Source organism: Algoriphagus sediminis (assembly GCF_030403435.1).
In the GTDB taxonomy this organism is placed as follows: domain Bacteria; phylum Bacteroidota; class Bacteroidia; order Cytophagales; family Cyclobacteriaceae; genus Algoriphagus; species Algoriphagus sediminis.
This window is the reverse complement of the sequence record NZ_JAUEPH010000001.1, coordinates 543,491-569,467: the sequence shown is the minus strand read 5'-3', so window position 1 is coordinate 569,467 and position 25,977 is coordinate 543,491. Positions and strand designations below refer to the sequence as shown.

At 40.8% G+C, this 25,977-nt stretch carries 21 protein-coding genes; 12 read left to right on the top strand and 9 right to left on the bottom strand.

Going from position 1 to position 25,977, the window contains the following annotated elements:
- Window positions 1-8 precede the first annotated feature (8 nt).
- The 3 genes from QVH07_RS02425 to QVH07_RS02415 form a co-directional block, all read right to left on the bottom strand.
- The gene (locus QVH07_RS02425) at window positions 9-587 is read right to left on the bottom strand and encodes a YdeI/OmpD-associated family protein (RefSeq protein ID WP_289998538.1); all 579 of its coding nucleotides are present in this window, start codon (window positions 585-587) and stop codon (window positions 9-11) included.
- Between the two features lie 129 nt (window positions 588-716).
- Window positions 717-1,811 carry a TlpA family protein disulfide reductase gene (locus QVH07_RS02420; protein WP_289998537.1) on the bottom strand — a complete coding sequence of 365 codons (1,095 nt, stop codon included), beginning with the start codon at window positions 1,809-1,811 and terminating at the stop codon, window positions 717-719.
- A gap of 20 nt (window positions 1,812-1,831) precedes the next feature.
- Entirely contained in the window at window positions 1,832-2,932 is a 1,101-nt protein-coding gene (locus QVH07_RS02415) for a DUF2855 family protein (RefSeq protein WP_289998536.1), read from the bottom strand.
- Window positions 2,933-3,027: 95 nt separating this feature from the next.
- Between QVH07_RS02415 and QVH07_RS02410 the strand changes: the two genes are divergently transcribed.
- Window positions 3,028-6,291 (top strand): VPS10 domain-containing protein, encoded by a 3,264-nt coding sequence (locus QVH07_RS02410; protein WP_289998535.1) that lies wholly within the window; start codon window positions 3,028-3,030, stop codon window positions 6,289-6,291.
- Window positions 6,292-6,404: 113 nt separating this feature from the next.
- Here the strand turns inward: QVH07_RS02410 and QVH07_RS02405 are convergent, their stop codons facing one another.
- On the bottom strand, window positions 6,405-7,643 hold the full coding sequence (locus QVH07_RS02405) for an agmatine deiminase family protein (RefSeq protein ID WP_289998534.1): 1,239 nt from the start codon (window positions 7,641-7,643) through the stop codon (window positions 6,405-6,407).
- Between the two features lie 332 nt (window positions 7,644-7,975).
- Between QVH07_RS02405 and QVH07_RS02400 the strand changes: the two genes are divergently transcribed.
- The 8 genes from QVH07_RS02400 (at window position 7,976) to QVH07_RS02365 (ending at window position 18,627) form a co-directional block, all read left to right on the top strand.
- Window positions 7,976-9,124 (top strand): serine hydrolase domain-containing protein, encoded by a 1,149-nt coding sequence (locus QVH07_RS02400; RefSeq protein WP_289998533.1) that lies wholly within the window; start codon window positions 7,976-7,978, stop codon window positions 9,122-9,124.
- Between the two features lie 327 nt (window positions 9,125-9,451).
- Window positions 9,452-11,134: a hypothetical protein gene (locus QVH07_RS02395; RefSeq protein ID WP_289998532.1), complete on the top strand. Its 1,683-nt coding sequence runs from the start codon at window positions 9,452-9,454 to the stop codon at window positions 11,132-11,134.
- 62 nt (window positions 11,135-11,196) lie between these two features.
- The gene (locus tag QVH07_RS02390) at window positions 11,197-11,919 is read left to right on the top strand and encodes a hypothetical protein (protein WP_289998531.1); all 723 of its coding nucleotides are present in this window, start codon (window positions 11,197-11,199) and stop codon (window positions 11,917-11,919) included.
- A gap of 9 nt (window positions 11,920-11,928) precedes the next feature.
- On the top strand, window positions 11,929-13,899 hold the full coding sequence (locus QVH07_RS02385) for an adenylate/guanylate cyclase domain-containing protein (RefSeq protein WP_289998530.1): 1,971 nt from the start codon (window positions 11,929-11,931) through the stop codon (window positions 13,897-13,899).
- 153 nt (window positions 13,900-14,052) lie between these two features.
- Window positions 14,053-15,099 carry an aldose 1-epimerase family protein gene (locus QVH07_RS02380; protein WP_289998529.1) on the top strand — a complete coding sequence of 349 codons (1,047 nt, stop codon included), beginning with the start codon at window positions 14,053-14,055 and terminating at the stop codon, window positions 15,097-15,099.
- Between the two features lie 33 nt (window positions 15,100-15,132).
- Window positions 15,133-16,344 (top strand): class I mannose-6-phosphate isomerase, encoded by a 1,212-nt coding sequence (locus QVH07_RS02375; RefSeq protein WP_289998528.1) that lies wholly within the window; start codon window positions 15,133-15,135, stop codon window positions 16,342-16,344.
- 34 nt (window positions 16,345-16,378) lie between these two features.
- The gene (locus tag QVH07_RS02370; protein WP_289998527.1) at window positions 16,379-17,398 is read left to right on the top strand and encodes a sugar phosphate isomerase/epimerase family protein; all 1,020 of its coding nucleotides are present in this window, start codon (window positions 16,379-16,381) and stop codon (window positions 17,396-17,398) included.
- Window positions 17,399-17,460: 62 nt separating this feature from the next.
- On the top strand, window positions 17,461-18,627 hold the full coding sequence (locus tag QVH07_RS02365; RefSeq protein ID WP_289998526.1) for a Gfo/Idh/MocA family protein: 1,167 nt from the start codon (window positions 17,461-17,463) through the stop codon (window positions 18,625-18,627).
- Between the two features lie 134 nt (window positions 18,628-18,761).
- Here the strand turns inward: QVH07_RS02365 and QVH07_RS02360 are convergent, their stop codons facing one another.
- The gene (locus tag QVH07_RS02360; protein WP_289998525.1) at window positions 18,762-19,523 is read right to left on the bottom strand and encodes a hypothetical protein; all 762 of its coding nucleotides are present in this window, start codon (window positions 19,521-19,523) and stop codon (window positions 18,762-18,764) included.
- Between the two features lie 113 nt (window positions 19,524-19,636).
- Here QVH07_RS02360 and QVH07_RS02355 point away from each other — a divergent pair, with 113 nt between their 5' ends.
- The 3 genes from QVH07_RS02355 (at window position 19,637) to QVH07_RS02345 (ending at window position 22,280) form a co-directional block, all read left to right on the top strand.
- A complete protein-coding gene (locus QVH07_RS02355) occupies window positions 19,637-20,440 on the top strand; it encodes a LytR/AlgR family response regulator transcription factor (RefSeq protein ID WP_289998524.1) in 804 nt (267 codons plus the stop codon).
- 107 nt (window positions 20,441-20,547) lie between these two features.
- Window positions 20,548-21,153 (top strand): hypothetical protein, encoded by a 606-nt coding sequence (locus QVH07_RS02350; RefSeq protein WP_289998523.1) that lies wholly within the window; start codon window positions 20,548-20,550, stop codon window positions 21,151-21,153.
- Window positions 21,141-22,280, top strand: a complete 1,140-nt coding sequence (locus QVH07_RS02345) for a serine hydrolase domain-containing protein (RefSeq protein ID WP_289998522.1) — start codon at window positions 21,141-21,143, stop codon at window positions 22,278-22,280. The genes QVH07_RS02350 and QVH07_RS02345 overlap by 13 nt, the downstream gene beginning before the upstream one ends.
- A gap of 6 nt (window positions 22,281-22,286) precedes the next feature.
- Here QVH07_RS02345 and trhA read toward each other — a convergent pair whose 3' ends face one another.
- The 4 genes from trhA to QVH07_RS02325 form a co-directional block, all read right to left on the bottom strand.
- Complete coding sequence (gene trhA, locus QVH07_RS02340) at window positions 22,287-22,952, bottom strand: PAQR family membrane homeostasis protein TrhA (RefSeq protein ID WP_289998521.1); 666 nt, start codon at window positions 22,950-22,952, stop codon at window positions 22,287-22,289.
- A 95-nt stretch (window positions 22,953-23,047) separates the two neighbouring features.
- Entirely contained in the window at window positions 23,048-23,638 is a 591-nt protein-coding gene (locus tag QVH07_RS02335) for a DUF2911 domain-containing protein (RefSeq protein WP_289998520.1), read from the bottom strand.
- 132 nt (window positions 23,639-23,770) lie between these two features.
- A complete protein-coding gene (locus QVH07_RS02330; RefSeq protein WP_289998519.1) occupies window positions 23,771-24,430 on the bottom strand; it encodes a hypothetical protein in 660 nt (219 codons plus the stop codon).
- Window positions 24,431-24,475: 45 nt separating this feature from the next.
- Window positions 24,476-25,969: a sulfatase family protein gene (locus QVH07_RS02325; RefSeq protein ID WP_289998518.1), complete on the bottom strand. Its 1,494-nt coding sequence runs from the start codon at window positions 25,967-25,969 to the stop codon at window positions 24,476-24,478.
- Window positions 25,970-25,977: the final 8 nt, after the last annotated feature.

Sequence of the window (25,977 nt, the reverse complement as noted above, 5' to 3'; positions counted from 1 at the left end):
TCCTCTGCTTAACTACCGGGCAACTTTCTTCCCTGTGCCGATAAATCTGCCAATTTCCTGATTCTATTTTGTCTTGTTTTTTCTGTTTTAGCCAACTTTACCCAGCGAAGGACAAATCTTTTGCTAGAGGGGTTAATAGAATGAAAAAACTCTTCAGCACCTAGGTGTTTTTGGAGTTCTTCCAAAAGATCATTTGGGACGATTAGTTTATCAACCTCATCCATGAAATCCCAAATACCGCTTAATTTGGACGATTCTATTGATTTCAAGCCTGACTCATGCATCTTGCCTTCTTCGATTAATTTGGCAGCACGCTCCTTGTAGCTTTTCGCCCAATGTTCCACTTTTCTAGGTGAAATGAGTTGCATGGTTTTCTCATCATCTGCTTTTCTACGGATACCATCTATCCAACCGAAGCAAATCAATTCATCCAAAACATCCCATCTGGATACGTATTTTTCAGGAATAGATTTTTTATAGGTAACGAGCCAAAAGCTTTCGTTTCTATCATGGTTTTTCACTAACCATGAGCGTAATTCTTCCCGAGTGGTAACTTCAATTTTCTCAAAGTTCTCAGTTTTGATCATGGAGCCGCGTAGCACTTTAAGTAGAAACTCAACCTGATACTTTGTGTTTGAAAAAACAATTTAAGGTAAGGAGCAAATACTCCAGTTTACCATTGAGTAGTCTTTGGACTTTTGCTGTTTTGCTATTTTTTAATCGGCCTCTAGTGCCTGAATCTTTTCTTTATCAAAGCCTAAAATCACATCTTCAATTACTCCCTCTTCATCAATTAAATAGAAAAGTGGCCAGCTGTTCACTCCGTATTTTCGAGCTATTTCTTGAGCATCTGCAATGGCTGGAAACGGGATACCAACTTTCTTTTTAAACTGAGCTACTTCATTTCTCCCATCTTCCTGATTGATATAAACAGCTTCTATATTTGATGCAAGTTTAAAATCCTCCTTGTTGAAATACTTCAACGATTCGAGGCAATACCCACAATTAATGACAGAGAAATCCAAGAGGACCTTTTTTCCGCGGTAATCCTTAAGATTCCAGGTTTCATTATTTAAATCCACCCCGGAAAATAAAGGGGCCTTTTGTCCTACTTTAAGAAGCTGAGATTTGCTTTGACCGAAAAATGCGGTCTTATAATTTTCGGGTAAGGTATAGCTCAGTAGACCCTTTTGTTCTCTTAAGTTATAATCTTCAAATCGATACCAAATCGTTTGACTTAGCTCCCCATTAAAGTAGTTTCTCCTTTCATAGCTTTGCACGAGGCTAGTTTCGGGATTAATGAAAATATGTTGTTCGGTGTAAATCGTGTTACCCTCTACCACTTTATCATTTTCTATCCTGAAGAAATCTGCCAGCGCAGTATCTTGGACCAAAGTATCGCCCACATACTTCCAATCCTCATGCTTAAAAAAAGTGACAGGAAAAACCCACAAAACCTGTTCAATGTATTGGTCTTGCTGAGGGAGATCCTTTTTAGAAAAAATCCTGACGGTCTCTTCCTCGGGGTTAATTTCCCAGTATTGACCTTCTAGATACACCGTGGTTCCAAAATCCGAATCTTTGATAAAGTCATACCCGATGGAGCTTTTGGGATTTTTGGAAAAGGAAAATGAATGCGTTCGGCTAATCATATTTCCCAAAGGATCTTTGAAAGACTGAATCTGTTTAAAATTCAGGCTCTCTTTACTTTCAATTTTTCCTTTGGCGTCTGATAAAGTTTGTTCTGGAGATTTCTTGCAGGAGCAAAGGATAATTGTGGCCAGGATGGCACAAATAAAAATTCTTTTCATGTTGGTTTAGTTTCATAGACTTAGGATAAGCTCAAAATATTCCCCTGCTTCGGATCAATTTTCCCGTTGAGCATATCGGAATACACCTGTTTTAGGTTTTGAGCTCCCTTGTAGTCTTTAATTTCGAGGGTTGATATGACAGCATCTTCAAAAAGTTTCCAGGCCATCCCTAAATTCTGACTTAGCTTCGCCATTCCCCATTCCTTTTGACGCTTCTCTGCATGGGCTGGAGCAAAGAAGAATTCGCCTTTTTTGGGTAATTTATGCTTCCCTTTCATGTTTTTCCAGTCGACTAACCCAACCAGGCAATTATAGACAAGGTGTTCTCCCAGAACACTTTGTAACCGGAACTGGGTCTCGTGATTTCCTGTGAAGTCCACCACTATATGTTTATGATTGGAGTTGAGTTGATCGATTTCATCATAGCAGATCGTTTGATCATACCAACCCAATCCTGATACGAAGCCTGAATTAGCTTTGGAAGTAAGTCCGATAATTTTCAGATTGAGCCCTTCTTTCTTTTTCCGATCGTTAAGAAGACAGGCCAGTGCCTGGGCAGTTTTGCTGGAGGCAGAAGTGAGAATAATTTTAGTGGTTTGGAAAAAATCCTGCTCCGTCAGAAAATCATCAATCAAAAAAGAGGTAACAAATAAAGGGCGGAAAATAGAAAAAAGCTTTTCAGTTTTTGGTGTGATTGTGGAATCAGCCTCGATATTCGAGTAATAATTATATACAGAAGGCAGCTCCTTTCGATGAGGCATGCCGTCCATAAATCCATTTACACCCACCTTTGCCGGAGAAACCAACAAATGAGAGCTCATAGGGAAATAACCATAAAACCTCTGGCCAATACTGACCTCTGGATGAGTGGATCGGATCACCTCTGCGAATCCCCAGGCCGGAATTATTCCGTAGCCATCCTTCGTGGGAAAAAACTTCCAATAGCCCAATCGATCTCCACTTACAGCATAGGTGATATTATTGGACGTAAATGAAAAGAGATCAATTTTGAAAAGAACCTTGTTGTCATCAAGCTGATCCGGATAGTTTTTTTCCAGAGTTTTGCTTTGCTGCAGGTCATCTCTTTTTACCACAAAATCCAAGGCTTTGATCGCTCCCATTTTCTTTTCTTTTGTTGTTTAAGGTAGGTATTTATGTAAGGAAAAGCATCGAGGTTCATTGGGCTCTTTAAAATGAATCCACATTTTCCTACATTATGAATTCGACCATCATCATGACTATGCGTTTTTTCAAATCACTTCTAATTTTAGTCCTTTTCTTTTCTTTTCAGGCCTTCGGCCAAAGCGATATAGAAGCCATTAAACAAGCAGCAAATGGACTCAAGCTAAGAGAAATCGGACCTGCCACTATGGGAGGACGAATTGCAGACATTGCTGTAAATCCTAAGAATAAAAGTGAATGGTACATAGCTGTGGGTTCAGGTGGAGTTTGGAAAACCATTAATGCCGGAATAACCTGGGAGCCGATTTTTGATGAACAGCCTTCCTATTCAATCGGTACAGTTACTTTGGACCCGAACAACCCGAATATAGTCTGGGTAGGAACAGGAGAAAATGTGAGTGGACGCCATGTAGGCTGGGGAGATGGAGTATATAAAAGTCTGGATGGGGGAGCCTCCTGGCAAAACATGGGCTTAAAAGGCTCAGATCATATTGGTAAAATTTTGATTGATCCGAGAAACTCAGATGTGATTTTTGTGGCCGCAGAGGGTCCACTTTGGTCAACTGGAGGAGAACGAGGATTATATAAGTCAGAAGATGGAGGCGAAAGCTGGAGCCAGATCCTTTCTATTGATGAAAACACTGGTATAACGGATATTGAATTTGACCCTTCAAATCCAGATGTGATTTATGCTGCTGCTTATGAGAGAAGGAGGAAAATCTGGTCGCTTTTGGCCGGAGGCCAAAATTCAGGAATTTATAAGTCCATGGACAATGGTGAAAGCTGGAGAAAGCTTAATTCAGGCTTACCTTCAGGAGAGGTAGGGAAGATCGGATTGGCAGTAACGGAGGCTGACCCTGATTTAGTGTATGCTACGATTGAAGCGAGTGGTTCAGGCAGAGGTTTTTATAAATCTAGCGACAAAGGAGAAAGCTGGAGCAAAAAAAATAATTATATCTCGGGAGGGACGGGTCCACACTATTATCAGGAAATAGAAGCATCCCCCACTGATCCTGATTTGGTATATCAAATGGATGTATTCCTTAATGTCACACGAGACGGTGGAGATAATTTCGACTATTTGGTTACAGGAAGAGAAAAGCACAGTGATAACCACGCCCTTTGGATCGATCCGGATAACGGGAAGCATCTCATTGCAGGGTCTGATGGGGGACTTTATGAAAGTTTTGATGAAGGAGTGAAATGGAGACATTTTTCAAATCTTCCCATTTCTCAATTTTATAAAATTGCCTTGGATAATGCTGAGCCTTATTACAATGTGGTGGCAGGTGCACAGGATTTAGGGACATTGATTGGCCCATCAAGGACCACCACTACGGAAGGTATAGAAAACCACCATTGGTATGTACCACTTGGCGCGGATGGATATGATGTGGCTTTTGATCCAGAGGATCCGAATATTGTATACATGGAAATTCAAGGAGGAGAGCTAAATCGTCTGGATAGAAGGACTGAAGAGCTAATTGACATCAAGCCAAGACCTGAACCAAATGACCCTCCGGAAAGATGGAATTGGGATAGTCCGATTATCGTAAGTCCACATGATATTGAGACTATTTATTTCGGTTCTCAGCGAGTTTGGAAAAGCACGGATAGAGGAGATTCTTGGACGGCAATTAGCGAGGATTTGACCAGCAATACTAACCGGTACACTCTTGAAATGATAGATAATGTTCCAAGTGTGGATGCCCTTTATGACAATGGTGCCATGTCCTTATACGCCACCCTTACCAATCTTTCAGAATCTACAATTCAGGAAGGTTTAATCTACACCGGATCGGATGATGGGTTGATTCATGTTACTGAGGATGCTGGAGCAAATTGGAAAAAGGCTGGGCAGCTTCCCGGTGTGCCGGATCGATCCTTCATTAATGATGTGGAGGCTTCAAGTCATAATGCCAATGTGGTATTTGCTTCTGCTGATGCCCATAAGTTTGGTGATTACAAACCCTATCTTTTTATGAGTTCAAACAAAGGAGAATCTTGGACTTCCATAGTAGGTGATTTGCCTGAGGAGACTATCGTATGGTCGATCAAACAAGATCCAATCGATGAAAATCTTCTTTTTATCGGTGCCGAATACGGTATTTACTTTTCTCCAAATATGGGTCAAAACTGGATTAAACTTTCTGGATCACCAACCATAGCCTTTAGAGATATAGAGCTTCATCAAAGTGACGACTTGGTAGGGGGATCCTTCGGTCGAGGAGTTTTTGTGCTTGATGATTATTCTTCATTAAGAGGAATAGGAGAAAAACTTCAAAAAAATAGGGTGTTTCCAGTAAGAGACACCTGGTGGTACATCCCATCGGTTCCTTATCAGGCAGGGGGAATGCCATCTCAAGGTTCTTCTGCTTTCAGGACGCCTAATCCGGATTTTGGCGCAATGTTCACTTATTATGTCCATGAGCTTCCTAAGACTTCCGGTCAGAAAAGAAAAGAGACCGAAAATGATATGGCTGAAAGAGGAGAGGACATTCCTTTTCCTGGATGGGATGTGCTTTCATCAGAATCAAGAGAAGATCCCTCTGAAGTCAGGCTTCTCGTCCGTAATGAAAGTGGTCAAGCCATTCGTTGGTTAGAAGGTAAAACAGCGAATGGTCTTCATAGAGTGAACTGGGATTTAAGACTTCCTGCTCCGAATGCAATTTCTCTAAGTACACCTGATTTTCAACCGCCATGGGCTGGCGACCCTCAGGGTCCCTTGGTTGCTCCGGGAATTTACAGTGTGGAGATGTTTGTGCTGAATAATGGAAAGCTGGAATCTCAGGGCGAGGCCCAAAGCTTTACAGTAAAGCCGGTTCCTTCCATTAGTACAGATTCTGATTTTTCGGCAACTGCTGAATTCAATAAGAATTTCATGGAGCTCTATCGCAAAGTGAATATTGAGAGCAGAAAACTGGGTGAAGTCAGCAGTAAAATCCCTTATATGAAAGCAGCCTTAATGCAGTTAAGCTCGGCTGATGCATCGCTTTTCGAAGACCTAATAGCTATAGAAAATGAACTTAGAGATTTACAGATCGCACTTCAGGGAGATGGAACCCGGGGAGCTAAAAATGAAGCGTCTTCTCCTTCTATTATGACTCGGGTTTGGCAGTCCCAAAACTGGGGTACAACTCAATCTCCAACGGCCACCAATCGAAAAAGCTTTGATATAGCCCAGTCCTCTTTTGCAGAATACCTAACAAAGACTGAAGGGCTCTTCAATAGGGTTAGTGCCTATGAAGAAAAGCTTTCAGAGTCAGGGGCTCCTTATACTCCTGGTAGGAAAAATTGATTGAGGTTTTGAGTTGAATTTCGCTCTTTTCCTGGATGTTTGGCAGGGGATTCATCCAGTACCGAATGATCCAACAGCATTAGTCCGACGATACTTTATCCAAAGTGTAATGTCTAATTGAGCTTTGGAATTTGCATGGTTTGACAATGGATTCCTCCTCCATACCAATTGAGCATTAAAGCATTTTTGATCCCAATTATTTCCCGGTCTGGGAAGTAGGTTTTGAGGATTTCTTTCATTTTTTCGTCTTTTACCTTTTCTGACTCTGGCAGCCCCTCCTTCCAATATTCTGAAACCAGTACAGCACCGTTCGTAATCAGGAAATTTGAATAACCGGTGATGGGAACATAGGTAATAGTGTCACCAATTTCACTTTCCGAAAAAGCAGACTGGAAATTTTCAAATAGCGGAAATTGGTATTGGTGTAGGGAAAAATCCGGATATGGGATTTCAACGATATTAAATGGCTTTCCATCTACATTTGTTTCTGATTTGAGTTGCTCTAAATTCTTAATTGAAGCCTCATATTCAGCTCGAAGTAATGCATTTTTATCCTTAAGTTCAGGTTCTAAAATAGGAATCAAAATTGTGCTATCATTCACAAACCTTAAATAGGCATCCATGTGATAATTTGCTCCCTGTCCATAAATATTATCGATTTTATGCCAGTTCTTATCCAGAAGCATGGGCTCTTTGATCCAGATAAGTTTTTCCAGTCCAAGAGCATCTAAATATTTCTCCTCAATTTGTTCTAAGCTCAGATCAGGATTTCGGATTTTCGCAAATTCTTCAAAAAGGATTAAAACCTTACTAGAGCTAATAAAACCACCTCCTTCACTATTGAGATCTACCGGTTTGACCAGATAGCCGAGAGAATCAGCGAGTTGGTTGTCGATTTCCGCTCTGGCATAATATGATGAGTCTACAAAAATCGCATCTCCAAACCCATCAAAGCCAAAGTCTGCCATTTGATACTTTTCTCCATTGGTTAGTAGGATCGGGCCATAATCCCGGATGGCTGACCCGGCTGCTTTGGGGTTTTGATAAACTCGGAGGTTACTCCAATCTATATTTGCTTCGGTCAACATGCTATCCAAAATATTTCGCGTATAATCTGAATCTAAAATCACATTAACTGGGACATATTTTACCAGATTCTCTATGATCTCGATCCTTGCAGGATAGTCCGGCTCACCTATTCCTTGACCCCAATTTCTTTCATCAGGAAAGTCAACCCAAACATATTCTTGAGATTCCCATTCAGGGGGTAAGGTGAATTTTGTAGTCTTCTCTTCTGTATTCGAATTACAACTCAGGAAAATCAATAAAAGGACAGGTATGAAAAATTTCATTTGAAAAAAATTAAAGGTTAGCATTTGACAGAAGCTCGCTTTTGTTTCTAAGCCTTTTAAAATAATCAAAAATAAGAAGGAAGGGAAAGAACCTTTTTGAAGACCCTCTCTTTCCTTATGTATTTGTCCTTGAGTCAAATCAAATTAGGCAGGATGCTATGACCTGAATGAGTATGCTATTGAAAAGGCGGGTATTTCTCCAAGGCTCCTTGGTTTGTGAACCTTAAAAGCAAATTATTTGGAAAGCTTTACTTGAGAAAAGAGAATCTGCAGATTCTAATTGATTATTAAATGCTTATTATGAGGTATGAATGCATTGAATTGAAAATGGTATGGAGAATTTAAAAAATATTCAAATATCTGTAGCCCAGTTGAAAGCTGTTCTATTATTCATAGCGACATTCAGTGCTTGCGGGCCTTCTAAATCAGACCTAATTTCAATTGACTATTCACCTTTAAAACGAGCAGACTGGAAGGTGTCCACCCCTTCTGAGCAGGGGTTAGATTCCATGCTGCTTGCTGAGTTATATTATAATGCTGCAGGATTGGAGACCCTTTACAGCTTGCTGGTGATAAAGAACGGTTTTTTAATTGCAGAAGACTATTTCAATGATGGATCGGTGGACCAGAAGGATAGACTTCAATCGGTCACAAAGAGTTTTACTTCGGCCTTGGTTGGGATTGCGATTCAAGAGGGTTGTTTGTCGAGTATTGACCAGAAGTTAGTGGATTTTTTTCCTGAGATTAAGGAAAAGATTACAGATCCAAGGAAATATGAAATCACTATTCGGGAACTGTTAGAAATGCAAGCCGGATATCCTAGAGAAGAAGACGATCAAGCCTATTGGGATGGGCTGCTGTCGGGTTACTATACAACTCTAATTGAGGATTTCCCCCTTGTCAGTGAGCCGGGTACTAAGTTTCATTATAGTAATCTTTCATCGAACTGGCTCGGGATTATTGTGGATCGGTCTTGTGGTATGAATCTCAAGGCCTATGCTGAAAAAAAACTCTTTGGACCTCTTGATATAGAGTCAGGCGATTGGGGTACAGACGCGGAGGGCCATAATAATGGCAGTGGTGACCTTCATCTTTCTGCAAGAGATGCTGCTAAATTTGGACAGCTTTTTCTAAATGATGGGTTGCTAGAAGGGAAACAGCTTATTCCTGAGGATTGGGTTGATGTCTCCCTTCAAACTTATTCCGTAAACGAAGCCTTCGTAAACAGAATAGGGGATTTTCGTGATATTGGATATGGTTTCCAATGGTGGTCTGCAAACACCAAGGATTACCATGTAAATTTTGCTTGGGGACATGGTGGTCAGTTAATTGTACTTGTAGATGAGCTGGATATGGTCATAGTGACTACCTCTTATCCATTTTGGCTAGAGCATAATAGCCAATCTTGGAAGCAGGAGAAGGCTATAATTACCATGGTAAGTAAATTTGTTTCTTCTATACCAAACCCCAATAAATCGTGATCGCCAGCAAATAAATCTGATTAGAAAAGGAGGTCATATAATTTGTCAGGCTAAAATCAACATAGGATGTTCGAAGGAACAAAAATTGTTGAGTCATGATGAAATATTAATCCTTTTCGGATAAGTCTAACAAGTTAGGATTGGCTTTTAGGGTTTTCATTGAAAAAGTTGCCCGAACCGAAATTAATTGATTCATGCAGCCATTCAAGTTCAGAGTGCTTTTCAATAGACCTTTTTGGCCTAACGGTAAAGTAATTATTTTTCAGACGGTTCGATCCTGTGCAATTGCCTTTAATTCAATATATTGAGGGCTTAGCATAAATTTTTATGAGTGATATATTTTTTGATTCAGCCGGAGAATCTGATAGTAAAAAGGTACTGGCCAAAATTTGGACAGATGTTCAGGAGACAGGTGTTTTTCCCGAAAACTCATTAGACCTTCCATCTACCGGTGTATGTTTTTGTGGTGGGGGTACACGCGCAATGAATTGTGCCATTGGTCAAATGAAGGGGTTTTATGAATTAAACCTTTGGAAAGACATAGGCTATATTTCGGCTGTTTCTGGCGGATCCTGGGCCTCGACTATTTTTACCTATTATCAGGATGGTTCCATAAGTGATGCTGATCTCCTCGGAAATAAAGTGTGCCCCTCAAATCTTTGCAAGGATAATCTGAATGATCAGCCCGAAGGGTTTATGGGTAAGGTGGTGAGTCATAGTCTTGAAAAAAATCTTATTCTAAGGTTAGGTAAGGAAGTTATCCCTTTTGAAGAATGGCAAAAGTTAGATAATATCTGGATAGATGCCGTAGGTGATACTTATCTTAAACCCTACGGAATCTATGATTCAAAGAACCCCAAGTTCTTTACGCTGGATGATGAAACTCGCGATGCTATCATAGCAAGGAACCCCCAGCTTCAAGCCTCTGACTTTATCATGGTTCACTCCAATCCTAAGGATGCAAAACGACCTTATTTAATTATCAATTCCAGTTTACAGGCACCAGCTCCCGACCTACCCATTCAAAAGGAAGAAAACTTAACTGTTTTCAATTATACCCCATTGTATGTTGGGTCCGCGTGCTATCGTGAGATTGAGGATAAGAATTTGATTTCGAACAAGGATGTGAAATTTGGATCAGGGGGAGGATTTATTGAATCGTTTGCCTTTGGAGGATCTAATCCCAAAAAGACTTCTATGAATGATAGTCTTAGCGTAATCTTGTCGAAAAAGCCATTTGAGATCGTGGATGCCACTGGGACGAGTAGTACCGCTTACGGTGCTACTCTAGGTTCTTTTATGCTCTCTGGTTTGGCGGGCGATTTATTGGACAAAATTCCTCTTTCAAAGTTCATCCCTGAAGATTATTATTGGCCATATCCTGAATTGGGTAAAATCGGTAAACCTCAGCCTTACCGTTTCACCGATGGAGGGAATTTGGAAAACCTTGGAGTTATTACTCTTTTACAGAGAAAAGTAGAACGTATCGTGGTTTTTATAAATACAGACACACCGCTTGCTACTGGCTGTAGTTTTGATGCCGAGAATCCTCCAAATAATAAGCAAGTAAGTAGTGATTTTTATCCATTATTTGGATTTACCTGGGGAAATCAAGTCCATAATCAGGTTTTCCATAAACGTGATTTTAATCCCGTGTATCAGAAGTTGGCGAAAGCCAAAGAAGAGGGTAAAACAGTCATGGCTAGGACAAAGCTCATGACAATTGCCAATGATTGGTGGGGAATCCCGGATCGTCAAAAGGTGGAAATTCTATGGGTGTACAATGACCGCGTACCTGATTGGGAGAACCAACTTTGTGATGATCTCAAAAACGAAATTTCAAAAGGAGAGAAGGGACGATTTCGAGATTTTCCACACTATAAATTGCTTTTTGAAAATGGAGTTTTACATGGAATTAGTCTCACCACTGACCAGGTAAATCTTTTATATCAACTAAGTGCCTGGAATATTTATTCGAATGAGCATGTGTTCAGGGATTTTTTGGAATAAAAAGAATTTGGCAAAAGCATTTAAATGAATTCAAAACAATACACTTTTAAAATTTAAATATTATGATCAACTCAGGAATTAGCGACCAGGTAAATTATAGCAACCTAAAATCCTCCTTAAAAACCGGGGATGTAATGATGTTCATGGGTTTCAATCCCACTGGCGATGCCATTAGGAGATTGGAGAAATTGGAAGGTCTTGAAGGCTTTACCCATATTGGGATTGTTGTAGAGATAGCGGATGAAAAAGGAAACATCCAACATTATTTTTGGCATGCCATTCCACCAGATGCCATTAACCAATTCAGTCCCGATTATCTCAAAGGAGTTCAAGCGGATGGATGCGTTTTAGTTACATTGGATTCGGTCATTGATTGGGTAAAAAAGACAAATACTGATGCCGGAAGAACAGAATTCAAGTTAATCGTAAGGAAGCTTAATGGGGAAAATGGCAAGCGTGGAATTGGCCCAGATCAGTTAAAGGATTTTATCACTTTTATGAAACAGATGGCGGGTAGAAGTTTCTCTCATCCTGTGGACATGGGGATGGTACTGGATTATACTGCAGGCTTGGAAGCTTCCAAGTTGGGAGGCAAATCATCTTCAAACACCACGTTCTTCTGTAGTAAATTATCTTCGGCTACTTTTCAGGCAGCAAAGCTGTTGCCTGAAAGTTTGGTAGTAAATAGCGTCTTACCAGGTCATTTTGGATCAAAGTCTAAACAAGGTAAACTCCAGTGGCAAAAGGGCTACTCTTTAGGAGAAGATATTTACGTACAGCCATAAATTCAGCAAGTGAAGACTCATCTGCGTTTAATTGCTACCATTTTCTTCGGATTTATTTTGAGTGCTTCTCTGCTGTCTTGTAAGCAGCAGGTCGAGGAAGAGAGGTATATTCTTGAAGCCAATGTTTTAGTTGATCCTGATGATAATATGGATCTTACCGACATAGTGGCTCAAGATGGAATACCTTTTCAAGAAATCGAGGGGCTAGAAATTGATAGTAAAATCAAAACGGTATGGGTGGAATTAAAACTTGATCCAGGCCTTCAGGGTCAAGAGTTTGTATTTGCAATCCGACACATCGATTCCCTATTCCTTTACCATGATTTAGGAAGTGGATACGTGCTCGCCGATTTCAGTGGGGAGGATGTAAAGATGAAAGATCGAAAATTAAAATATGGGGAAAGACCAGCTTTAGTGTTCGAAATACCGCCTTCTGGGGTGGTTTACCTAAAAATGGTTTGTTCATCATTTTATTCTAGAAGTTTCAGGAGTCTGGAAAACTTAAGAGTTGAGCCCGCAGAAATTTTTGAGTCTCGAATAGAGAAAGGCCGTTATTTCCATGGAATTTTTCTTGGGGTAATGGTGGCTATGATCATCTATAATCTCTTCATCTACTTCATGTACAGGGATTCCATGTATTTGGTCTATACTGTTTTCATGGTCACCCAAACTTTTTATCATCTTTCTATTACGGGTTATTTGCGTGAGTTAATTCTTCCAGATTTACCCTTTTTAGCGAAGTATGCTCCTTTTGTTATTGCCGGAATATCCTTGATGAGTTATATCTGGTTTAGCCAAGTATACCTGATTGCTAAGAAATATGCGCCGCGTATAAATAACCTTTTGAAAATACTATATGCGGTCATAACTGGAACCACGGTAGTAGGCCTTTTTTACAAGATAGAGTTAGCCAACAGCATTCTTTTGGTCTGTGGGTTACTTGTTGTCGCCTTCCCATTTGTGATTGCCATCATAGCTTATAGGCAGAAATATCGGCCAGCATTTTTCTTCCTTATTGCAAGTGTTCTTTCCTATATAGGTTATTACCTATTCACCATGCAGCGCTTTGAATTGCTACCGAATGTATTCGTCACACGGTATTCCTTTCAGATGATGTTTGCTGCGCAAAGCTTACTCTTCGCCCTCGGTTTAGGAGATCGAATGAATCGAATTAAAAAAGAGTTGGCCTTGGGTAAAATCAGGCAGGCAGAACTCAAACAAGAAAAGGAGCGGGCTCTGAAAGAGGTGCTAGAAAAGCAGAATATCGAGTTGGAGAAAAAGGTGGTCGAACGAACGAAAGAGCTGGTTGAAAAGTCAAAAATCGTAGAAAGAGATAAAGAAACCATCCAAAAGGAACGTCAAAAAAGTGAAGCCCTTTTATTAAATATTTTACCTGAATCCATTGCTGAGAGACTTAAAAAAGGTGAGTCTAAAATTGCTGATCAATTTGATGATGTCAGTGTGTTCTTTTCTGATATAGTAGGTTTTACTTCTCTTTCAAAAAAGATGAAACCGGATGACCTGATCAATCTATTGAATGATGTCTTTTCAGAATTTGATAAACTGGCAGAAAAGCATGGCTTAGAGAAAATTAAAACCATTGGAGATGCATATATGTGTGTATCGGGGTTGCCGATTCCTTTAGAAGATCACGCCACAAGAATGGCCAGCTTTGCTATCGAAGCCAACCATAGTTTATCAAAATTGAGCTTTGAAAAAGCAATTGATGTTCGCTTTCGAATGGGAATTCATTGTGGCCCTGTAGTGGCAGGGGTTATTGGCAATAGTAAGTTTGCATACGACTTATGGGGTGAGACAGTAAATGTGGCTTCCAGACTCGAAGCTCATGGTGAATCCACGAAAATCTATTGTAGCGAGGAATTTAAAACTAAGATTGAGAGCAATTTTGAGTTGGTTTCTGTCGGAGAGTTGGAGTTAAAAGGCATTGGGAAGAGAAAGGTTTTTGAGTTAAAAACCTAAACCTAAAATATCTCCTCCATGCATTTTTTACCGGAGGTATGCCATTTGTATCGATTTTTTATAAATTTCTTTTATAAGATTTCGGATTATCCTGATACCACAGGATAGTCTAGAATCGACTTTTCATTAGTTTGATTTTTTGTAAAACCCAGAATGAACATCGAAGATCAGAAAAGCTGGAAAGGCAAACTTTCTAACCATCAACAAATGGGTGGTATTGAAACCTCCATTTTGGATAATGGAGCCGGCAAGGGCGTCCGGATTGCTTGGATTAACACGGGCACAGGTTTAAGATATAAGGTTGTCCTGGATCGAGGGATGGATATTTTGGACGCCTTTTTTGGAGAAAAGAGCCTTGCCTATATTTCTCACTTGGGAATAACTAGACCTCAGCCTTTTTCTAATCAGGGAATAAATTGGCTAAGAACCTTTGGTGGTGGACTCCTCACCACCTGTGGACTATCTTCCATGGGTGGCCCAAACGAGGTGGATGGAGTTTCACATGGTTTACATGGTCGTTACTCGAATATTCCGGTTGAGCTGCTATGCATCAAGCAGCCCGATATTCACTCAGGAGATCTGAGTTTTGAGATGGTCGGGGTCGTAAAGGAAACCAGTATTTTTGGTCCCAACCTCGAATTGAAAAGGACGATTTCTGGAGTACTCGGATCAGCAGAGATTAGGATTTCTGATTCAGTTCGAAATTGTGGAAATACCTCGACTCCTTTGATGCTTCTTTACCATATCAATTGCGGTTGGCCAATTATTGACGAAGGAACACGAGTCATTTGGAAAGGTGAAAGGATACCTCGCGAATCAGACGATCAGCTCTCCGATTTTAATAAAGAACATAATTTCAAAGTAATCCCAGCACCATTACAAGAGCATTCAGGATTTGGAGAAGACGTTTCATTTATACAGCCAGAGAAAAGACAGGTGATTTGCGGTTTTGCAAACGATGAGGAGAATCTGGCCTTGAAAATTGAGTTTTCCAGAGAGCAATTGCCTTGGCTGATTCATTGGCAGCACTTGGGAAAGAATGATTACGTCACTGCACTGGAACCTGCCACAAACCCACCAATTGGTCAAAAGCAAGCTAAGGAAGAGGGGACACTGATTGAGCTAAAACCTGGAGAAGTAAGAGATTTTGATCTTAAGCTTTCTGTCCTTACAGGACAAAGTGTAACAGATTTTACCTAAAACTGACAATAAACAACCCATAACCAATACAAAATGAGCCTAGCGAAAAAAGCATTAGAACAAGGAGAGGGAATACTCCGACTCACACCTACCTGGGTACCTCGATCTTTCTGTGTACCAGGTCGACGCATTAAACTTCACCCGGATGATTACTATGCATTAGGTGGTAATCGTGGAGGTATCGATGAACGATGGTTTTCTTCCACCACTCCTGCACAAAATGGCCCATTAACCAGCGAAAACGAGGGTTTAAGTCATGTGGCATATCAGGAGAATGGGGTGACTGAATTATTCTTGCTAAGAGATGCCATAGATGAGTTGGGTTCTCAAATTATTGGTTCACGACTTTGGGACAAGCATAAATCATGGCCCATGTACTCTAAGTTTTTTGACAACATGGGGCCATTACCTCATCATATTCACCCGAGTGATGAATTCGGCAAACTCACCGGCCAAAATGGAAAACCTGAAGCTTATTATTTCCCTCCTCAGGTAAATAACCATGGCGGGGATTTCCCTTACACCTTTTTTGGAATAGCACCAGGTACAAGTAAGGAGACCATTCTTCAATGCTTGAAGGACTTCGACAAGGGAGATAATAAAATCACAAATTATTCTCAGGCATTTAGGCTCCAACCCGGGACAGGTTGGGACGTGCCACCAGGGATGCTTCATGCTCCAGGCTCCCTTTGCACCTATGAACCCCAAAAGGCCTCTGATATTTTTGCGATGTATCAGTCTCTGGTTAATGAAGCAATTATTCCTGATGAATTGCTCTGGAATGCTACCCCAAAAGATAGAATCGGTGATTATGATCTATTGCTAGAGATGATTGATTGGGACCTGAATGTGAATCCTAACCTTATGGATAGGCATTATATGGAGCCATTGCCTGTGGAAGATGAAGATGAAATGCATTCAAAAGGATATCACGATGCCTGGATCTGTTATCGCTCTCATGATTATTCTGCTAAGGAACTTACGGTCTATCCTGGTGAAACAGTAATTATAAAGGATGCAGCTGCATACGGAATGATTATGATGCAAGGGCATGGAACCATGGGAGTGTGGGATATTGAAACTCCATCCCTGATCCGCTTTGGTCAGCTCACCCATGATGAGTATTTTGTTTCTGAGGCTGCAGCCAAAGCCGGTGTGAAAATCACCAATACGTCTAAGACTGACCCTATAGTGATGCTGAAGCATTTTGGACCCGATAATCCCGATCTGAAAGTGGTTGAATAAACCAAGAACTTAAAACTTATAACCAAAAGTAACCATGAACAATTACCCAAAATTACATAATGCTACCTGGCCAGGATTGGTTGGGAAAGGACCAGATTCAGAACCTGTGATTCCCTTTGATTCCCTTCTTGAAATGACAGCGGCTGCTGAAGTTGACGGAGTGAAATTTGATGGAATTGATGTTGGTTTATTAGAACCTCATTTCGACCTGAATGATCCTGATGCCGCAGATAAGCTTGCCGAAAAAGTGTCAAAACATAATCTCAAGGTTGGTTCCCTTGTCGCGCCTATCTGGGCAGGATCAGCGATGGGGACACAGGAGCAAAAAGACACATTTGTGGAAATGGTGAGGAAGTCCTGTGAGTTTGGACAAAAGCTAAAAAAACTGGGAGTCAGAGATTATGGAGTTGTAAGAATTGACTCCGCTGCAGGAGTGGAAGACTGGGCGAAGGATCCGGATGGGAATACTGCTCAGATTGTAGAAACTTTCCAAAGAGCATGTGATGTGGCAGCCGATTTTGGCGAAAAGCTTGCAGCTGAGGGAGAAATTTGCTGGGGTGCCATGCACAGTTGGAAATATATGGTGGAAACTCTGCAGAAAGTGAATAGACCAAATATTGGTTTTCAGGCAGATATGTCTCATACATTCCTTTACACATTGGGATATAATGCGCCTGAGCATAGAGTTTTGCCCGAAGGTGCAGATATCAAGGATCATGAAGTCGTGAAGGCCGGTTTAAAAGAAGTGACTGACGCTCTCAGACCCTGGACCATTGATTTTCATGTGGCCCAAAATGATGGAAGCGTGTTTGGTTCTGGTTCTCATGATAAAACCGGCAGACACTGCCAAGCTACCGATCCCAATGGAGTATTGGATATAGCTCATGACGCGGGATATTGGCTTCGAGATGAAAATGGAGTTTTGACTAAAGCTTTCAAACATATTTGCTGGGATGGCTGTATGTTCCCGAATTCGGTGATGGAAAATCAGCAGACCTGGAATGATATTCTGGCCGCTATGATCAAGGTTCGTGAAGCTCACGGCTGGTCATAGGAAAATCATTTTTAGAACCACTTAGTAATCTCATTGAATTTAGAATTAGAAATAGATAAAAAATGAAAGACAAGAAATATATCCGAATTGGAATGATTGGAACCGGCTTGATGGGGAGGATTCACACAAACGGTTACAAAAGACTTGCTGATTTTTGGCCGGAGTATGAATACAGACCTATTCTTCAGGCCTGCTGCTCCAGACGTGCAGAGAAGGCCGAAGCATTCATGAAAGATTGGGGGTACGAATCTTTTGAAACGGACTGGAAAAAAATTATCGCCAGGGATGACATAGATGCGGTGGATATCTGCACCCCAAATGACATGCATGCCGAAATAGCTATTGCGGCGGCAGAGGCTGGAAAGATGATTCTTTGCGAAAAGCCCTTAGCCAGAACAGTGGAAGAGGCCAAAGGCATGCTCGATGCGGTGGAGAAAGCCGGGGTAAAGAATACTGTTTGGTACAATTACAGAAGAATTCCGGCTGTGACTTTGGCGAAGCAGATCGTAGCTTCAGGAAAGCTGGGAAAAATTTTCCATTACCGTGCGAACTTCCTTCAGGACTGGACCATAAACCCTGAATTACCACAAGGTGGGGACGCATTATGGAGATTAGATGTGGCTGCTGCCGGATCTGGAGTTACAGGAGATTTATTGGCTCATTGCATCGATACAGCCATGTGGATCAATGGGGGAATTAAGGATGTGTCGGCTATGACTGAAACCTTTATTAAGGAAAGAGTTCATCAGAAAACCGGAGAGAAGCAGGCAGTGGGTATCGATGACGCATGTACCTTCCAGTGTCATTTCGATAATGGCTCTTTAGGACTTTTTGAAGCCACTCGTTACGCTAGGGGCCACAAGGCGCTTTATACTTTCGAAATAAATGGAGAGCATGCCTCCATACGATGGGATTTACATGATCTTACACGATTGGAGTATTTCGATCATGATGATGAAGGTCAGGTTCGGGGATGGAGATCTATCCACGTTACTGATGGAGATCATCCTTACATGGATCGATGGTGGATTCCGGGAACTTCAATTGGTTATGAACATTCCTTTATTCATCAGGTCGCTGATTTCTTTCACAGCCTTGAAACGGGAGAGTCTTGTCACCCCACCTTCAGAGATGCCTTTGAAACGCAGAAAGTTTGCGAAGCGGTAATTAATTCAGCAAATGAAAGGGCCTGGAAGGATACAGGTGTGGAATGGGTTGAAAAGTATTGATTTTAGCTTAATCTCAAATTACAGCCTGGGTAAAATCACCTGGGCTTTTTTATTGAAAAAATCCGGAGGACCACAAGGTCCTCCGGTTTTGAAAAGCTGAAAAAATCACCCTTATCTAAATAATTGAACTGTTTTTAGTTTAAGGTCACCAGTTTTGAATCCACAGTTTCATTAATGAAATAGATCTTTTTTCCACCATAGGTCTGACTTTCAATATTGAAAGCAGCTGCTTGAACCAGACCATTAGAGGTTGAACTTAATGTCCCTACTTCAGAAGCTGAGAAGGTTACGGAAGTGGTTTTTGATTCTTTTGTGATTACTCTATTTCCATCACTTATGAGCCATAGGATGTTGTCCGCATTTGAAGGTACAGATTGAACAGAAAGGGTGATTTCTCCACCCGTGCTAAATGTATCACCCACACTCCCGGCAAAACGAACCTGCTGCGGCATTACTTTCGAAGTGGTATGCGAGAAAGCATCAAAGCCATTATTTCCAGCAATTTCCCAGGTATTGGATTGACCTACGTTTATTCCATTATCCACAGTTTGGGGATTCGAGATGTAAGAGTTTCCACTGATATTCTGTAGGTCATTTCCATTTAGACCTACTATTCCAACATTTACTCTGCTGGAGCCTATTCCAGAAGAGAAGAAATTGGCAGAGGCCACATCAAATGATAATCCAGAAACCCCTGGTACTTGTGGTGTGCCAGCGGGCAAAGCGGCTATAATTTCGATTGCCGCGAGTACGGCATCAGCATCACCAGGTACCTCTGGTGTTGGGCTCGATTGAGTTTGTTGGTCTGGCTGAGGATCATCGTCAGAATCACATGAGGAAAATAGGGCCGTTCCAAACAGGATAAGTACCCAAATGTTAGCTTTGAAAAATTTCATTGTTCTAAGGTTTAATTATGAAATTCTAAGCTAAAGAAGGTCGATTTTTTAAAACATAAGGCATTTGCCCTATTTGTGATTTGAAACCATTTACTTTTGTAAAAAGCCTTCCAGTGACTAAGGAAAATCATCAAATATCTTATGCACCGGACATCAAAATTTTTCTGATTTTGATTCCATTGATTAGTGCATTCAATTATTTCCTGACCTACTCTTACATTGCTTTTGACCTATTCACCTTGGTTAGGTATTCTGTGGATACAGCCCAGGGTTTTATTGCCTGGTGGCTGGTAAGGACTATAATCATCTGGCTTGACACCAAAATTCCCTTTATGGTAACCCCTTTAAAAAGGACCGTTATCCAGGTGACTTTGACCAGCGTTTGTGGACTGGCTTTTATAATTTTTACTACAGAATTATTGAGTCTGCTGGTTTACGGGAAACCAGCTGTCATCTCCTTTTACACCCTGGATGTTCTTATAATTCTAATTTGGTTTTTCGTTATAAATGGCATTTATATTGGACTCCTTCTCTTCCAACAATTGAAAAAATCTAACGAGCCATCTGAAAGTTTAGAAAGGATTATGGTCAGTGTAGGGAAACAAAAGAAATTATTCTCTACCGATGAGATAATTGCCTTTGGTTCAGATTCTGGTTATGTAGAATTACTTACCACGAGCGGGGAAAAATTTCTGCTAGATCAAAGCCTAGACTATTGGGAAAGTAGGCTAAGCAAAGTCGATTTTTTCAGGATAAACCGAAAGAGAATACTTTCGCGGAAAGTGATTCTTGGGTTTGAAAGTAAGGAGAACGGTAAACTGGAAATAAAGGTGTCAGCCTCAATAAATCAAAGTGAATTGGGGGTTAGTCGAGCCAAAGCTCCATCATTTAAGAGATGGTTTCGGCCAAAGCCCTGACATTTCATCCTGGTATTTGGGTTGTTTCGTCCAAAATTCGGTGTAATAGGATTATTTTATCCATTTTCGAAAAGAATCTTGTGTTCGAAAACAGACCAAAATATAAGATGAGATCTAAATTGATTTTATCGCTAATCTCGGTGCTCCTAGTCTATGAATTGAAGGCGCAGGAGACAGTGAAGGATTATCGTAATTTCCCACTTACTTTAAGCATACAGTTTCAAAACTTTGCTATGGCTTTTAAGAAGCCAAGTTTTAATTTTCAGAACTTCGGAATTGGAATTGGAACAGAAGTTAGCCATAGCAGTGGACATAATTGGGTGCAAGAATTTTCCATTTGGTGGTCCGGGAATAAAACCATGGGAAATGGGCTTTATTTCATTACTCAGACTGCCTATAGGCCCTATTTAGGTAATCCTTTTTTCGGAGAAGTGAAAGCCGGTATAGGGTATAAAATTGCTTATCGTCCCAGTGAGTCTTTTAGTCCTGGACCAGAGGGATGGCAAAGTCGTGGAAGAAAAGGAAAAGGAATGCTCGTTATCCCAATGGGGGTGGGTGTTGGGGTACATCCTTATCGAGAAAATTTTTACACCTCCCCATTCTTAAATTATCAGTTTATATTAGTCAAGGGGCTTAATCCGGATATCCCATGGTCACCTGAGACCCTTATGCAGTTTGGAACCAGAAATCATTTCAAATCATGGAAAGACTGATCAGAAACTGGCTTACCGCATTTTCTTTACTTATTTCAGCTTTGGCGATGGGCCAAAGTCAATCCGAGGACTGGGCCGAGGTAAAAACACAGATGAGATTAATGACCTCAAAGGGAGTTCCAGGAATGGTTATCGGAATCCGGAAAAACGGTGAGTCACAGTTTTTTGCGGAAGGTTATTCGGATATTCCTAATCAACATCCCATGACTACCGATCATGTACAATACGTACAAAGTATTTCTAAAACTTTTGTGGGGGTAGCCATCTTAAAATTAGCTGAGGAAGGCAGGATTGATCTTGATGTAAGTATCGAAAAATATCTTCCAGCAAGGATTACTGACTGGATTGAAGATTCCGAAAAAATGACCGTCAAAATGATGTTAAATCACACCTCAGGTATTCCAGAATACAATTACCTTCCAGAGTATATTACCTTACTTCTTCAAGTGAAAGATTATGCCTTCCATCCGGAGGATTATATCCAAATGCTTGAAGATAAATCTCCCGACTTCGAGCCCGGGTCAAGGTATAGCTACCGAAATTCAGGTTATGTAGTCCTCGCGCTTCTCCTCGACGAGATCACTGGTGATCATGCGAGGTATATTCGGGAGCAAATTTTTTCTCCCCTCGGGATGGAGACATCTTACTACAGGGAGTCAATAGAGTATTTAGATGAGCCAAATTTACCAAAGTCGTACTGGGATAGGTATGGGAATGGCATTTTAGAGGATGCAACTGAATTACAGAAGAACAACGTAAAGAAGATGATTGGGGATGATGGTATTGTACTTAGTCCAGAGAATGGTTTAAGGTTTTTGGAAGGACTGATTGAGCTAAAGCTTTTATCTAGTGAAAGTCTGGAAAAAATGAAAGACTGGGCTGAGTATGAAGATGGCTATCCAGCTTATGGTCTTGGCCTCGATTACACTGAATTTGCCGGTCAGGAAGCTTGGGGTCATAGTGGTGGAGGTATTGGTTCGGGTGCAAACCTTTATTATTTCCCGAATTTTAATGCATATGTTTTTATAGCAATGAATCTGGGAACAGTTACAGGCGGGGTGATCCATCAAAACCTGGAACCAGAATTGGAAAAACTTTATACGCTTATTTTTAAAGTTCTAAAGTAAATTATTTCAAAGAAAGAGTTCAGGATTTTGAAGAACATTCCAAATAGCCACAAAATGGGATGCAGTTCCTCCTAATACAAAAAGATGCCAAATGGCGTGGTAATAAAGTTTCTTACTTTGCACATAGAAAATAACCCCAAGTGTATAGAATAACCCGCCAAGAGCTATCCAAAAAATGATACTTCCATCTAATTGCTCCCACATGGACTCGAAAATGACTACCGACATCCAGCCCATTCCGAGATAAAGTGCAACAGAAAAAAAACGAAATCTTCCAGTAAAGAAAAGTTTAAAAAACGTTCCCAGAGCAACCAAGACCCATAAAATTCCAAGAAAAAGCAGCGCCTTTTCCCGTGTTAAAATAGCCAAAACCATTGGAGAGTAGGATCCAGCAATTAGGAAAAAGATGGAAATATGATCCGCTTTCTGAAGTTTAAGTTTAAGCCTTCGCTCTTTTGCTAGGTGATAAAAAGTGGAGCTTGAATAAACCAGGATCATTCCCAGACAAAAAGAAATAACCGCCAGATTCAGATCAAAATCTCCAATTTCAAAAGCACGCGAAAGAAGAAATGGAGAAAAAATTAATGCAAGTGCTAAACCGATTCCATGACTCAAAGCATTAAACTTTTCCTCCCTTGGGGTTTGAATTCTTTTAGGAAGCTTTGGAGTCATTTTTGATCTTTTACGAATTTATGAATACCCTTGATGCAAAAGAAAAGTCATCCCGAAAATTCGAGATGACTATCAAAATTTAGAAAATACTAGGCTTAGTTAAAAGCAGCTTTCATTGCTTCCATCTTTGCATCTACCTGCGTATCTACATCGAAGGATAATCTAGCTTTATCCCAACCCATATACACCTTTGCTACTTTGTTGTCATTAGCAGAGATCCAATAAGTTAATCGCTCCATACTTTCGTCAGCCATCATTGGGCTTACCTTAACTGCAACGATGTCATCTGCGGCAAGGGCTTCTTCGTCGATTTCCCCATCTTTCATATAGGCATATACATATACGCCTTTGGGATTGAAATGAACCACCCAATCATCAGATTCCATTGGGGTAATGTGGATTGAGTAAGTTCCGGCAGGAATGTTTTTTCCACCGATAGTTACAGCCGTGCTGAAAGTAATCTTTGTGGCTGCATTCGCACCTGCTCTCCAAGTCACTCCATAAGGAATGAGGTCTCCGAAGATGGTTCGGCCTTTTACAGCAGGAGAGGAGTAATCCATGGAGATTTTTGTAAATCCAACTACCTGGGAAACTGTAGAAGCTGGGCTAGGTGCGGGAGCTTCCATTTGGGCGAAAGCCCAGGTGCTAGAAAGCATCAAGGCAAAAGCTAAAATCGATTTGTACATTTTTATCATTTTAAGGTTGAAATTTCAATTTGTAACCTGAATTGTGGCCTAGAGGTTTCAATGGTTTATATGAATGGTCAAACAGTTAATAGCCGAGGATAAAAAAGTCTTAGAATTCAATGATTTAGAGCTTTATTTGCCTGATGCATAGTTTTTTAAAAGGGTGTCGTAATCGGGCAAACTGCCGTCATCGTGAACTTGGATAAACTGTCCAAACTGTAAGAATCCATAAATGTAAGGATCAGATGACACCTTATCGTAATTTTTATTAAAGTACTCCTGAACCGTCTCACCTTTAGGTACTGGGTCAGGGAGAATGCTCATGATGTGCTTAGCAAACTCATAACACTGGGCAAGGTCATCCTGCTCACCATGCTTTCTCCACCATTGCATTCCTATTTGATTTGCAAAGAGTTCGTTTGCATAGGAACCCTTGGTGTCACCTTTTACAAAATACTGAACTCCATGTCCAAGCTCATGTGGTAAATAGAAGCCATTGAAGAAGAGTCCAAAAAGTCTTTTTCCTTCTTCAGCAGACCCTGCCATTTTGTTGAAGAAACCTATAGCAGGATCCTTTAGCTGATCCCAAAAAGGCAGATTGACGGTCTTTGTAGAAGGGTCAAAAAACACCAATGCCGGCGTGGTATTAATGATCACGCTCACGTCAAATGCCGTGGTTGGAAGGATGGAATGAAAGTCGCTGACGAATTGGTTCGTAATGGCTTTGCCATCGGATAAAAAATCGTCTTGTGAGCTGTAGGTATGAAACCAGTTTGAATAAGGGGTGTCCATAATTTGGAATTTGATTTTATAAAATGACTCTTAAAAAATTGTTGATTAATAAGTTCTTTGATAAATATGATCCCTTTTTGGATAACTGATTCTCTTAAGAGGAATTTGCTCTCCACCTGTGTTTTCAAGCCAGGTAAAAACATCATCTCTAAGCCGCTTTGCGATTTCCTGATGAGCTTCTGAACGAATAAGATTATTCATTTCATAGGGGTCATTCTTAAGGTCGTAAAGCTCATTTATATCCCAAACTCCGTGATTGAAAATATATTTATATCGATCTGTACGCACCGCAAAAATCGTAGGTGTGGAGGGATAGGCCATTTCCCAATAATACTCGTAAAATACCTTATCTCTCCATTGATTCTCAGGATCATTCAGAATTGGGAATAAAGATTGCCCTTGAATACCCGGCTTCGATCCTGCCAGACCCGCTAATTCCAAGAAAGTAGGAGCCAGGTCAATATTCATTACAATGTTATCATTGGTAGATCCCGGCTGAATCATTTTAGGATACTGAGCCAGAAAAGGAACTTTCATGGACTCCTCGTATGCATGGCGCTTATCGATCAGCCCATGTTCACCAAAACTGAATCCATTGTCACCCATGTAAATAATCATGGTGCTTTCGGTAAGACCATTTTCCTCTACCCAGTCCAAAACTCTTCCCACACTTTCATCGATACCAAGCAAAGTTTCCAAATACAGTTTATAAAACTCATCAAATGGAATGGCTCCATGGTACATATGATCCACGCCATGCCAGGAATACCTTTGTTTCCTTACCCACTCAGGGATGTCTTGGTAGTTTACCGGGCTGGTGATGGGCATTTCTCGATCTGAGAAATATGGACTATCCTTCGTCGCAGTGAGATACATGCTCGGGGGAGTGACCACAGGTGTGTTTTCATGGACTCCTCGATGCCTTTCAGCCGGAGTGAACTCAGCATGAACAGCTTTATGTGATAAATAAACGAAAAAAGGTTTTTCCTCATCTCTCTCGTCAAGCCATTCGATGGCATAATCTGTTAAAAGATCAGAAGTATAACTCCCTTCAGGCTGTTTTACCTGCTCTCCATTGATATTGAAAGTAGGATTGTTATAAACTCCCTGGCCTCTAAAACTCAACCAATAGTCAAATCCAGCTCTGGGATTATCATCTGCATCTCCCATGTGCCACTTACCCAAGAATGCTGTTTGGTAGCCATTTTTCTGTAAAATTTCAGGAAAAAACTTGGTGCCTTCTGGTACCGGAGCGGAATTATCTACAATTGTGTGTTTATGAGCATATTGCCCAGTTAGGATAGATGCTCTACTTGGTGAACAAAGGGCTGTGGTGACAAAGGCATTAGGGAAGTAGGCTCCATTTTGTGCCATACGATCCAGGTTCGGAGTTTCTAACCCTTCCACAGCACCTGTGAATCCCATAAAGTCATATCGATGATCATCGGAAAGGATAAAGATGATGTTGGGCCTTTCACTTTGTGCAAAGACCGTAACAGTGATAAGGTATCCAATCAGGGAGAATAGAAGTTTTTTCATATGAATAA